At 71.1% G+C, this 12,080-nt stretch carries 10 protein-coding genes and 1 pseudogene; 5 read left to right on the top strand and 6 right to left on the bottom strand.

The window, feature by feature from the left end:
* Positions 1-382: 382 nt before the first annotated feature.
* Together crtI and DFJ64_RS08080 are read left to right on the top strand one after the other, a co-directional pair.
* Entirely contained in the window at positions 383-1,909 is a 1,527-nt protein-coding gene (crtI, locus tag DFJ64_RS08075) for a phytoene desaturase family protein (protein WP_115849901.1), read from the top strand.
* An 89-nt stretch (positions 1,910-1,998) separates the two neighbouring features.
* Positions 1,999-2,676, top strand: a pseudogene (locus DFJ64_RS08080) (phytoene/squalene synthase family protein); the annotation flags it as partial.
* A 31-nt stretch (positions 2,677-2,707) separates the two neighbouring features.
* On the opposite strand, the gene DFJ64_RS19865 reads toward DFJ64_RS08080, so the two are convergent.
* Both DFJ64_RS19865 and DFJ64_RS08090 read right to left on the bottom strand, forming a co-directional pair.
* Positions 2,708-3,115, bottom strand: coding sequence for a lycopene cyclase domain-containing protein (locus tag DFJ64_RS19865; RefSeq protein WP_115851917.1), 408 nt, complete (start codon positions 3,113-3,115; stop codon positions 2,708-2,710).
* Positions 3,108-3,482: a lycopene cyclase domain-containing protein gene (locus DFJ64_RS08090; RefSeq protein WP_211310789.1), complete on the bottom strand. Its 375-nt coding sequence runs from the start codon at positions 3,480-3,482 to the stop codon at positions 3,108-3,110. The genes DFJ64_RS19865 and DFJ64_RS08090 overlap by 8 nt, the downstream gene beginning before the upstream one ends.
* 200 nt (positions 3,483-3,682) lie before the next feature.
* Between DFJ64_RS08090 and DFJ64_RS08095 the strand changes: the two genes are divergently transcribed.
* On the top strand, positions 3,683-5,200 hold the full coding sequence (locus DFJ64_RS08095; RefSeq protein WP_245941010.1) for an FAD-dependent oxidoreductase: 1,518 nt from the start codon (positions 3,683-3,685) through the stop codon (positions 5,198-5,200).
* On the opposite strand, the gene DFJ64_RS08100 is transcribed toward DFJ64_RS08095, so the two are convergent.
* Both DFJ64_RS08100 and DFJ64_RS08105 read right to left on the bottom strand, forming a co-directional pair.
* Complete coding sequence (locus DFJ64_RS08100; RefSeq protein ID WP_115849903.1) at positions 5,164-6,165, bottom strand: Rieske (2Fe-2S) protein; 1,002 nt, start codon at positions 6,163-6,165, stop codon at positions 5,164-5,166. The genes DFJ64_RS08095 and DFJ64_RS08100 overlap by 37 nt on opposite strands.
* A 144-nt stretch (positions 6,166-6,309) precedes the next feature.
* Positions 6,310-6,894, bottom strand: coding sequence for a TetR/AcrR family transcriptional regulator (locus DFJ64_RS08105; protein WP_115849904.1), 585 nt, complete (start codon positions 6,892-6,894; stop codon positions 6,310-6,312).
* Positions 6,895-7,122: 228 nt separating this feature from the next.
* Here DFJ64_RS08105 and DFJ64_RS08110 point away from each other — a divergent pair, with 228 nt between their 5' ends.
* Positions 7,123-8,238, top strand: a complete 1,116-nt coding sequence (locus tag DFJ64_RS08110; RefSeq protein ID WP_211310534.1) for an MFS transporter — start codon at positions 7,123-7,125, stop codon at positions 8,236-8,238.
* A gap of 136 nt (positions 8,239-8,374) precedes the next feature.
* Positions 8,375-8,833 (top strand): hypothetical protein, encoded by a 459-nt coding sequence (locus DFJ64_RS08115; protein WP_115849906.1) that lies wholly within the window; start codon positions 8,375-8,377, stop codon positions 8,831-8,833.
* Between the two features lie 17 nt (positions 8,834-8,850).
* On the opposite strand, the gene DFJ64_RS08120 is transcribed toward DFJ64_RS08115, so the two are convergent.
* Together DFJ64_RS08120 and DFJ64_RS08125 are read right to left on the bottom strand one after the other, a co-directional pair.
* Positions 8,851-9,852: a TAXI family TRAP transporter solute-binding subunit gene (locus DFJ64_RS08120; protein ID WP_115849907.1), complete on the bottom strand. Its 1,002-nt coding sequence runs from the start codon at positions 9,850-9,852 to the stop codon at positions 8,851-8,853.
* Positions 9,852-12,074: a TRAP transporter permease gene (locus DFJ64_RS08125; RefSeq protein ID WP_245941011.1), complete on the bottom strand. Its 2,223-nt coding sequence runs from the start codon at positions 12,072-12,074 to the stop codon at positions 9,852-9,854. Before DFJ64_RS08125 ends, DFJ64_RS08120 begins: the two co-directional genes overlap by 1 nt.
* Positions 12,075-12,080: the final 6 nt, after the last annotated feature.

The following is a 12,080-nucleotide window of genomic DNA, read 5'->3' on the forward strand; positions in this document are numbered from 1 at the left end:
AGTTTACAGCCCTTCCCGTCGAGCGTGAAACCCGGCCACCTCGGCGCGCCTCCGCCCGCGCCAGTCAGGGTGAAGCCAGGGGAAATCGGGCGAACCGACTGCATCCGGTCGCGCCCACCGCTCAGCCCACGCTCCTCGCGATGTCGATCAAGGTAGCCGACGCTCGCGGGGAACCGCCACAGCCACGTGTCGTCGCCGCTTGAGTCGACGAGCCGTCGCCGGCCAGCCACTGCGCGCATCGCCCGGCGGGAGCAGGTCGGCCAGCCGGTGCAGCCCTCGCGCAGCGAAGCACTCTTCCTTGGGCAGGAGAAATCCCACGTCACCGGCTCGATCCTGGGCAGGATGGCGGCAAGCCGCCCACGCGACCGGAAGGGGACGCTCCGTGACCACGCCACCCGGGCCGAGGAGGCCGGCTCGCCGGTCGTGCCGGGTCGTGGTCGTGGGCGCCGGGCTGGGCGGACTCGCCGCCGCCTGCCACCTGGCCGGTGCGGGCCACCAGGTCACCGTCGTCGAGCAGGCCGACCAGCCCGGGGGCCGCGCGGGTCGGATCGTCCGGCACGGCTTCACGTTCGACACGGGCCCGACCGTGCTCACCATGCCGGAGCTGCTGGAGGCGACGTTCGAGGCGGCCGGCGTCCGCATGTCCGACTACCTCAAGCTGCGACCTCTCGACCCGGCGTACCGCGCCAACTACGCCGACGGCACCACGCTCGCCCTCCGCCACGGCCGTGAGGCGATGGCGGCGGAGATCCGGCGCGAGTGTGGACCGGCGGAGGAGCAGGGGTTCGTGCGGTTCTGCCGGTGGCTGGAGGCGCTCTACCGGGTGGAGATGCCGGCGTTCATCGAACGCAACTACGACCGACCGTGGGACCTCGTGCGGCCGCTGGCGCCCACGCTGGCCCTGCTGCGCCTGGGCGCCCTGGGCAAGCTCGAGCGGCGGGTCCGCCGGTACTTCTCCGACGAACGGCTCGTCCGGCTCTTCAGCTTCCAGGCGATGTACGCCGGGCTCGCGCCACGGCAGGCGCTCGCGGTCTTCGCGATCATCACCTACATGGACGCCGTCCGAGGCGTCTACACCCCGGACGGGGGGATCGGCGCGGTGCCGGTGGCGTTGGCGAGGGCGGCCGAGGCGGCCGGCGCGACGTTCCACTACGGCAGGCGGGTCGACCGCGTGGTCTACGACCTCGGCGCCGGACGGGGACGGGTCCGCGGCGTCCGGCTCGCCAACGGTGACCACCTCCCCGCCGACGCGGTCGTCGTCAACGCCGACCTTCCGCTCGCCTACCGCGACCTGCTGCCCGACCTCACCGTGCCTCGGTCGCTGCGCCGCGCTCGGTACTCGCCGTCGGCGTTCGTCTGGCACGTCGGCGTGCGGGGCCTGCCGTCCGCGGAGGTCGCCCACCACAACATCCACTTCGGCGCGGAGTGGGCGTCGTCGTTCCGGGCGATCATGACGGAGGGGCGCCGCATGCCGGACCCGTCGGTGCTCGTCACTGTGCCCACCCGCAGTGACCCGACGTTGGCCCCGGAGGGTTGCTCGGTCCTCTACGTGCTGGAACCCGTCCCGAACCTGACGACCGGGCGGGTCGACTGGAGTGTCGAACGCGACCAAGCCCGAGACCGCCTCTACGAGCTGGTCAAGGGCTGGGGCTATCCGAGCGACGTGGTGGTCGAGCACCAGGTCGACCCCACCGACTGGGCCCGGCAGGGCATGGCGGCTGGGACGCCGTTCGCCCTGGCGCACACCTTCTTCCAATCCGGCCCGTTCCGGCCGCCCAACGCCGACCCACGGGTGCGGGGACTCTTCTTTACTGGAAGCGCGACCGTGCCGGGCGTCGGCGTCCCCATGGTGCTGGTGTCCGGGCGGCTAGCGGCGGAGCGCGTGGCGCACCTGGCGGAGGAGCTGTGAGACGGGCCCAGCGCGGTGTCGACGCCCACCTGCGGCGGTCGTACCGGCTGTGTGCCCGGATCTCCCGCCGACACGGCAAGACCTACGCGATGGCGGCCCGGCTCCTCGCGCCCGATCAGCGTCGGCACGTCCACGCGGTCTACGCGTTCTGTCGGGTGGCCGACGACATCGTGGACGAGACCGGCGGCCGCGGGGCCGACGTGACGAGGCAGGCGCTCGACGCGTTCGGCCAGCGCTTCCGGTCCGATCTCGCGGTCGGTGAGTCCGACCACCCCGTCCTGGCGGCTGTCGTCCACACGACCTTGACGCTCGCGATCGACCCCGGGTGCTTCGACCGCTTCCTCCAGTCGATGGCGATGGATCTCGACACCACCTCCTACGCCACCTGGGACGACCTCATGGGCTACATGGACGGCTCAGCGGCGGTGATCGGCGAGATGATGCTGCCGGTGCTGCGGCCCTACGACCGTGCGGCCGCGCTGGGTCCGGCGCGCGACCTCGGGGTGGCGTTCCAGCTCACGAACTTCCTGCGGGACGTGGGAGAGGATCTCGACCGGGGCCGGGTCTACCTCCCGCAGGAGGACCTGCGCAGGTTCGGGGCCGACCCGCGTACTCGTCGGGTCGATGAGTCGTGGCGGGCGCTCATGCGCTTCGAGATCGCCCGCACTCGCCGCATCTACGCCCGCGCCGACCGTGGCATCCCGCTGCTGCCACCACGCTCGGCACGCTGCGTGCACACCGCGCGGGTGCTCTATTCCCGCATCCTCGACCGCATCGAAGCGGCCGACTACGACGTGTTCAGCGCTCGCGCGCAGGTCCCGGCTCGGGAGAAGCTGGCCGTCGCGGCGTGGACCATGCTGCGCGGCCATCCCGCCGCCGGACCGTTGGAGGCCGACGCGCCAGGCGTTCCCACAGCAGGAGCGTGAGCGTGATCAGGCTGAAGCCGAACGCGAAGTCCTCCACCGGGATGTCCCACGGGAACCGCACCCCGCTGGAGTGTTCCGGCGCGTACACCACGATCGGCGCGCTGAGCTTGGTGAGCCAGCCGTCCACGAGGACCTGGAAGGCGAACATGATCGCCAGGCTCAGCCAGTACGCCGGTCGGCGGAACAGGCCGGTGCGCAGCACGACGAGCTCCAGCGCCACGACCACCGGAACGGACGCGAAGGCGGCCACGGTGTACTCGGGGACGAGCGGGTCAGCCATCGCCACCACCGGTCGCGACCGCGTCGTCGGACCTTTGCCCGCCGCCGTCACCGGCGTCGCCGCGCAGCAGACGTCGGACCGCCTCGTAGGTGAGCAGCGCGCACACGGGGATGACGACGAAGAACACGAGCTCCTCGACAGGAATGCCGAACGGCAGCGACCACCCGGTCGTGTAGTGCGGGCTGAACGTCCAGTGGCCGCGCGCGATCGCCAGCGCGTCCCAGGCCACGAACAGCGCGACGACGGGGACGAGCACCCGCAGCACCCGACGCGGCCGCCGGTACACCCGGGCGCCGAGGACGATCTCCAAGGGGAGGGTGATGGCCAGACACGCCCCCATGAGGAGGAGGTACTGGAAGCGGTCGATCGGGGTACCTCCTGGTGGTCACGCAGTCGGTCCGACAGTGGACCGAACCGAGGTCCTTTCCCCGCGAGGGTAACCAGTCGATGAGAGCCGACGAACCGTCTTCGCGTCGTGGCGTCGAGACGAGGCCGCCAGGACGTGACCCGAAGGCCGTGCTCGCACCGCCCCTGCCGCGACGAGACCACCCGGCGACGCGGCCTCGTGTGCCCGACCGTCCGCACGCGGCGGTCATCGGTGGTGGTCTCGCTGGTGTCGCGGCGGCGGTCGCGCTCGCCGAGCGCGGCGTCAAGGTCACCTTGCTCGAACGCGAGCCGTACCTCGGCGGCCGGCTCGCCGGCTGGTCGACCCGGCTCCGCGACGGCTCCACGGTCACCATGACGCGCGGCTTCCACGCGTTCTTCCGCCAGTACTACAACCTGCGCGCTCTGCTCACCCGCGTCGACCCAGAGCTGCGCTGGCTGGTGCCTCTGCCGGACTACCCGCTGGTCCACGCCGACGGGACGCGAGACGGCTTCACACGGATCCCGCGCACACCGCCGTGGAACGCCCTCGCCTTCGCCGCCAGGAGCCCGACCTTCTCCTGGCGCGAGCTCTCGCGGGTGAACGTCCGCGCGGCGCTGCCCATGCTGAACGTCTCGGTCCCCGAGATCTACCAGCGGCTCGACCACGAGGACGCGCTGTCGTTCCTGGACCGTGTCCGTTTCCCAGCGGCGGCTCGTGATTTGGCGTTCTCCGTCTTCTCCCGCAGCTTTTTCGCCGATCCTCGTCAGCTGTCGGCGGCCGAGCTGGTCACGATGTTCCACCTGTACTTCCTGGGATCGAGCGAGGGCCTGCTCTTCGACGTCCCGGCACGACCGTTCCCGCACGCGCTGTGGGAGCCGCTGGCCGCGTACCTGGAGAACCTCGGCGCCGAGCTCCGGCTGGGTACCCCCGCGCGAGTCGTCCACCGAAGCGCCCGAGGCGGGCTGCGTGTCCTCACCGGCTACGCCGATGGCGTCGACGTGGACGCGGTCGTCCTGGCCACCGACGTACGCGGCCTGCGGGAGATCGTCGCGGCCTCACCGGATCTCGGCGACGCCGCGTGGCGGGCCCGGATCGACACGCTGGCCTGCGCACCGCCCTTCCTGGTCGTCCGGCTGTGGCTCGACCGTCCGGTCGCGCCCGAGCGGCCCGCGTTCGTCGGCACGGCGGGCTTCGGGCGGCTGGACAACGTGAGCGTGCTCGACCGGTACGAGGACGAGGCCCATGCCTGGGCGGCACGCACCGGCGGGTCGGTGGTGGAGCTGCACGCCTACGCGGTCGGGGAGGACGCCGCGGTGGACGCCCTGCGCAAGGAGCTGGTCGACCAGCTCTACCGGGTGTTCCCCGAGACCCGCGAAGCCCGAGTCGTCGACGAGCGTCACGAGCTGCGGGCCGACTGTCCGCTCTTCCCACCAGGTGGCTTCGCCGACCGCCCGGGCGTGACCACCCCTGACCCAGCGGTCGTCCTGGCGGGAGACCTCGCTCGGGTCGACCTGCCGGTCGCGCTCATGGAGCGCGCGGTGACCAGCGGCCTGCTCGCGGCGAACCATCTGCTCGACGGGTGGGGCCGGCCCACCCATCCCGTGTGGAGCGTGCCGAACACGGGACGGTGGGGCGTACTGCGCTGGCTCGACCGGGCGCTGGGGCTGCCCAGGCCCGAGGTTCAGCCAGGCCAGCGGCCTGAGGTCCGCAGCTCGTAGCGGCGCTCGGCGTAGGCCAGGTCGTCCTTCCACAAGCGCTTCGCGGCGAAGCGCATGAGCGGGGCGATGGCCGGGGCCGCCCGACGCGCGACCGCGAAGCCTCGCCGGTCGGAGTAGGCCAGCGTCGCCTCGATGACGGCGGTTCGGGGATGGCCGTGCTCGTCCATCCCGAGCGGGGTCGCGTGGGTCTCGACGACGCTGGTCTCACCCTCACCGTCGACGATCCGCATGAGGACCGTCCGCGGATCCGGGCACGTGAACTCGGCGCGCACCGGGACGCCGAAGCGTCCCGCGACCCGGAAGGCGACCTCCACCTCGAACCGGTCGTCCGCGGGCTCCGACTCCTCGGGCGCCTTCGTCACCCGCAGGTGGGCGAAGGAGTACGGGTGGAACCACGCGCCGTGCCACGGATCGAGCCGGTTGGCGACGACGTCCTCCGGCTCACACCGGCCGGTCATCGTGGCGACCGCGGCGATGCTCGCCGACAGAGCGGGCCGAGGCGGGATGACCGGGCGGGGCGACGGCTCCTCGCCACCGACGTGGTCGAGCCGGACCCAGGCGAGCACGCCGTCGTCGTACGCCGGGAACGGGTCCCAGCCGGGAAACCCGTCCGCGCCGAACGCGAGGCCGTGCCAGCGGCAGATCAGCTTCCCCTCGCGGACGGCGGCCAGACACAGCGGCGCCCCGAGGTGCGGACAGGATCCCGGTCCGACGTGGAGGGCACCGTCGGGGGTGCGCCAAGCCACCAGTTCCACTCCGGCGACGGTGCGTCCGAACGGCCGGTCCGGTCGGATCTCGCGACTGGCCGCGAGCACGAACCAGTTGCCGGACGGCCGGGCACGGGCACGTTTGAGTGCGGCCTCGATCAGCCCGGGCCGCGCGCCACGCCAGGTGGGTTCCTGCGCGGCCCACGTGATGGGCGGCAGTCTGCGCAACGGAAGTCGTCGTCTTCTCCGCTCCGCCATGGGCTCCCTCATTCCCCATGGACGGCGGGTCCTACCCGGCCAGCCCGGTCAGCCCTCAACCCTGGCAGCACCGAGATCCAGCACCGAGATGGCGGGAACCGGTGATGGGGTCAGCTCACGATCAGCAGGTGGGGAGCGAAGGAGTCACGATCGGGCGAGCCGTTGCGCGGCCCGGACGACGGCGGCACGCCGACGGACGTGCTCGGCTTCGCTCTCCGGGCCGGCGATCATGCGGGCGACCTGGGGGACGGTGAACCACCATCCCGCCAGCGCGAGGATGAACAACATCAGGTGGTCGGCGTCGATCTCCTTGGTCAGGGCGCCGGCGTCCTGACCGGCCACGACGGCAGCCGTCTTGGTGTTGTAGTACTCGCGTCGCTGCTCCTCGTCGGGCACCTCGCCGTCGAAGGCGAGCCCTTCCCACCGCAGCAGGCGGATCAGCTCCGGGCGGCTACGGTGGTAGTCGTAGACCCGCCCGGCGTACTCGCCGACGTCCTCGCTGGCCAACGACTCGACCGGCACGGCGCGCGCCACCTTGGCGAGCTCGTCGCGCAGGACATATGTGAACAACGCGCGCTTGTCGCCGAAGTAGTAGTAGATCCGCTCCTTGTTCACGCCGGCGCGCTGGGCGATGCGGGCGATGGTGGTGCCGTCCGGCCCGTACGCGGCGAACTCGGCCACCGCGGCGTCCAGGATCTTCCGCTTGGTCCCCTCGGTGTCCCATGCCATCGCCTGCTCCTTTCTCCGTCCTGGGTCGGGCGGCGTCGTCGAGCACCATCTTCCAACTCCAACGATGGGGTTGGAATCTGGCCTCGACCGTACTACAGTCAACTCCAACCTTTGAGTTGGAAGTGAAGTCGGTCAATGTCCGCTGCTCGCCTTCACTCGGCGGCTCCCACACCAGCGCCAACCAGCGCATTCCCCGCAACGACGGGTGCGGTCGCGCTGCTGGTGACCATGGCGCTCCTCGTACTGACCCAGCTGTACGCGGCGATCCCGCTCATCGGGCCCGTCGGGGACGCCCTCGGCGGAGACGCGACCCTGGCGCTGTCGACGGTCTTCAGCCTCTGCTACGCGATCGGGTTCGTCCTGTGGGGCCCGATCTCAGACCACTACGGGCGCAAGAGGATCCTGATCGTCGGCATCGCCGCGTTGACCCTCACGACGCTCGGATGCGTCTTCGCCTCCTCGCTGACCGGGCTCGCCGTGCTGCGCGCGGCGCAAGGCCTGGCGGCCGCCAGCTTCGCCCCGGCCGCTCTCGCCTATCTCTCGGAAGCCGTCGCCCCGGCGCGACGGCCGGTGGCGCTCGGAGCGATCTCCACGGCGTTCCTGGTGGCCGGCATCGTCGGTCAGGTTCTCGCCGCGACGATCACGCTGCTGGTCGGCTGGACGTGGTTCTTCGTGGTCGGCGCGGCGGCCCTGGGGCTGAGCCTGGTCGGGCTCGTCACCCTGCCGAAGGAAGCTGGCCGTCCGGCCGGCCCCGGCGGGTTGGGCCAGCGGTTCGCAGCGTTCGCGCGAGTCGTCTCGAGGCCACCGGCGCTGCTGCTCTCCGCGGCCCACGTGACCTTGCTGCTGTCGTTCGTCGCCATGTACACCGCCCTCGGCCCGCACCTGGTCGAGCTGGGCTTGGCGGCCTCGCAGGTGATCTGGCTGCGCCTGGTCGGACTTCCCGGCATGTTCACCGCCCTGCTCGTCGGTGTCATCGCCCGCCGACTCGGCTATCCAGGCGCCGCCCGTCTCGGCTACCTGCTCGCGGCGGTGGGGATCACGGGTGAGGCGCTGTTCGCCTCGACCCTCGTCGGGATCGCCGTCACGAGCTTGGTGTTCGTGACCGGCGTGGCGATCACCATCCCGGCGATGATCACCCTCTTCGGCGAGACCGCGGCCCCGAACCGCGCAGGTGGCATGGCGCTCACCGGGCTCGTGCTGTTCATCGGCGCCAGCATCGGACCGGTCGTCGCCTCGGTCGGCTGGAGCTTCCCAGCTCTCATGCTCGTGCTGGCCACGCTGCTCGTGTGCGCTGCGGGATTCCTAACCGCCTTCGCACGCGTCACCTCACGCGCGGCGGCATGACAAGCGACGGCGACCCTCTGATCGTCGCTGAGTTCACGAGCGGCCACCTCGAGCTGGTGCAAGGCACCCCCGTAGGACTCCGCCATGGACAGCCACGCCCGCCCTGCCGATCGCCGCTCGCCTGCTCGACCGGGACGTGTCCGCCGCCGAGACACTGCTCGACCGCCTCCTCGACAACCAACTGCTCGAAGGCCCCGTCCCGGGCCGCTACCGCATGCACGACCTCACGCGGGAGTACGCGCGCGAGGTCGCCACGCGCGACGAGCCCGAGCACGAGCGACACGCGGCGCTCGACCGCGCGTGGGCTGCTCACCTACGCCGCCCTCGCCCACGCTCGGCGCCGTCGCGGCGACGCCGAGACCGCGGTGCGCCTGTGCGAGCAGGCCATCGCCGACCCCCAGGCGAGGCGGTTCCCCTACGCGCACGCGATCACCATGTGGCGACTCGGCGAAGCCTGGACGCCACCGGCAGACCCGCACGGGCCCGCTGGTTCCTCCGCGAGGCCTACGAGAAGTTCCGCGCGATGGGGGTTCCTGAGGCCGAAGAGGTGCGCGACGTGATGGACGCACTCCAGGACACCGAGTCCTCGGCCTGAGCCCGGTGAGTACGGCCTTACGGCGCGCCGAGCTCGTCGAGCGCCTCCGCCGCACCCGGGTTGAGCGGGATCGGGTCGGTCTTGCGGGCGTTCTCCAACTCGATGTCCGCGGCCACCGGGTTGACCTTCTCCAGCTCTGCGCGCTGCTCGAACAGCAGCGTCACCAACTGCTTGGCCAGCTCGGCGTCGAAGCCCTTCTTCACCACGAGCACGTTGGGCACGACGATCGTCGGCACGTCGGCGGGCTGCTGGTAGACGTCAGCCGGGATCGCGCCCTCCTCGTAGATGGGGCCGTACTCCTCTCGCAGCGCGGGGAGCTGCGGCGTGACGTCGATGAACCGCACCGCATCGCCCATCGACGTGGTGAGGTCGGTGATGCCACCGGTCGGCAGACCACCGGACCAGAACATCGCGTCGATGGTCCCGTCCTTCATGCCGTCCTGGGTCTCCGGCAGGCCCAGCCGCTGCGCCTGGATGTCGGACGCCGGATCGAGGCCGGCCGCCTCCAACACCCGGTTCGCGATCACCTCGGTGCCCGACTTGGGCGAGCCGGTGGAGACGCGCTTGCCCTTCATGTCGGCCACGGACTCGATGCCGGTCTCGGACCGCACCAGGACGTGGGTGTAGTTGGGATACAGGCGGGTGAGCGCCTCGATCGGCTGGGGCTCGTCGAAGGAGCCGGTGCCGTTCACCGCGTCGTTGGCCGTGTCGGCGAGCGAGAACGCGATGTCGTACCGGCCGGCGACCACGCCTTGGATGTTCTGCACCGAGGCGCCGGTCTCCGTCGGGGTCGCCTGGTAGCCCGCGATGTGCCGGCCGATGAGGCGAGCCAAGCCGCCGCCGAGCTGGTAGTAGACGCCGGTGGTGTTGCCGGTGGCGATGGTCAACCGACCGCCCGGGGAGCCGCCACCACCGCCGGTCTCGCTGTCGGTTCGTTTGCCCCCGCAGGCGCCGAGCAGCGGCACGCCCGCGAGGAGCGCGATCGCCGTGCGTCGGGTCGTTCGTCGAGCCGTTCTCATCATGGGCCTCCCCGTGAGTCGAGGGCCGGCCGGACGAGCCGCCGGCGCAGGAGGTGGATGGCCACGGCGAGGACGACAAGCGCACCGCCGAGACCGATGGTGATCGGTTCCAGGTACAGGAGCAGCAGCGCAGCGACGAAGGCGAGCACCCGCTCCACAGGGTGGGCAGGCCCCACGATCCAGCCGCCCGCGGCCGCAGCCAAGGCGGCGACCGCCACGACGCTGACCGCGGTCGCCCAGACGACGCCGAGGATCGGCCCCTGCGCGAGCAGGAATGCCCCGTTCTCGCTGAGCACGAACGCGAACGGCACGAGGAACGCCGGGAGGGCGTACGACCAGCAGGCCCACATGGTCCGCAGCGGGTTGCCCCCGGTGATGGCGGCCGCCGCGAGCGCGGCGAGCGCGGTGGGCGGGCTCACCTCCGAGAGGACGGCGTAGTAGAACACGAACATGTACGCCTCGGGGCGGCTCACCCCGAGCTCCACGAGCGCGGGCGTGATGATGACCGCGGCGATGATGAACGAGGCGGTGACCGGCACGGCCAGCCCGAGCACGGTCACCGCGACGGCGGCGAACACCGCCGTGAGCACGAGGATGAGCGTCGGGTCCTGGGTGATCGCGCTCGCCCCGTCGACGATGATCCCGGCCAGGTTGAGCCCGAGCCCGGTGAGCGTGACCACCGCGACGATGATGCCGGCGGAGGCGCACACCGTCGCGACCGGCAGCACACTGCGGGTTCCGGTCGCCAACGCCTGCACCAGACGGCGTGGCGTCATCCGGTGCGCGGGGTCGAGGAACGAGAACAGGAACTGCAGGATCGTGGCGTAGACGACGGCACGGAACGGCGGGATGTCGGCGGCCATGAAGGCCACGATGAGGAACAGCGACAGGAAGTGGTAGCCGAACCGCAGCAGGAGGCGGAGCGCCGACTGGTGCGGGATCTCGACGCCGCGGGTGCCGTGCTTTCGCGCGTCGATCTCGATGGCGAGGATGACGCCGACGTAGTAGAGGATCGTCGGCACGATCGCGTAGATGAGGACGGTGAGGTAGCTCGTCCGCAGCAGCTCGGCGATGATGAACGCCGCCGCGCCGAGCGTCGGCGGCGACAGGATCGCGCCGATGCCTGCCGCCGCGAGCACTCCGCCTGCTCGTTCTCTCGGGTATCCGGCGCGCCGCAGGATCGGCCAGGCGACCGAGCCTAGGCTCACCGCGGTGGCGGTTCCCGAGCCGGACACCGTCCCGAGCAGGAAACCCGCGAGGGTGACCGTCCGGCCTGGTGCGCTCGGCGACTGTCGACCGCGTCGTTGGAACGCCGCGAACGACAAGTCGATGAAGAACTTCCCCGCCCCCGACATGTCGAGCACGGCGCCGTAGATCGTGAACAGCACGATGTAGGTCGCCGCGACGTTGAGGGGCGTGCCGTAGAAGCCGCTGGTCCCCATGTAGAGCTGCGGCACGATCTCGTCGACGTTGAAGCCGACGTGGGCGAGGCTCCAGTCCAAGGGCAGGTAGCCGCCGTAGTAGGCGTACGCGAGGAAACCGAGGCAGATCGCGGGAAGCCACCATCCGCTCGTGCGGCGGCACGCCTCCAACACCAACGCCAGGAGGACGAGCCCGACCGCGAGGTCGAGGGTGGTCGGGACCTGCCGGCGTTCGAGGAAGTCGTCGAAACCGACGATGGGATACAGCGCCACCGCCAACGACAGGACCGCGAGCGCCCAGTCCAGCAAGCCCGGGTTGTCAGTCGATCGGGGTGTGTGCTCTTTTCCAGCGAAGCCGAGTCGCTCGACCAGCCGTGACACCGGCCGACGCGCCGACGGCTGGCTCCGCCCGGGCCGGTAGCACAGAAACGTCAACGGCAGGACGGCGGCGAGGAACAACGTCAGGTAGTACTGCGTGCCCTTGGCCAGCGGCGCGAAGACCACCCACAGCACGAAGACACTGAGCAGCGCGCACGCGACGGTCACACCGACGTCCACCGGGCCTGACAGCCGCCGGGCCGGGCGTTCCTCGTCGTGGGCGGCGAGAATCTCCTCCGGTCGCCGCCCAGCGGTCTCCGGCTCACCGGGCACGCGGTCGGCCGTGAGCTCACTCGAGGCGCCTTCGTCGGCCTTGGTCGTACCGTGCTGCCTGGCCTCTGGTGCGTGATCCCCCGGTGCGGTCAGGTTCTGTGGTCCGATGGCATCGACCTGCGCGCTCTTCGGGTGATCATCCTGTGGCATATGTCA

It is taken from the genome of Thermasporomyces composti (assembly GCF_003386795.1).
Lineage (GTDB): Bacteria > Actinomycetota > Actinomycetes > Propionibacteriales > Actinopolymorphaceae > Thermasporomyces > Thermasporomyces composti.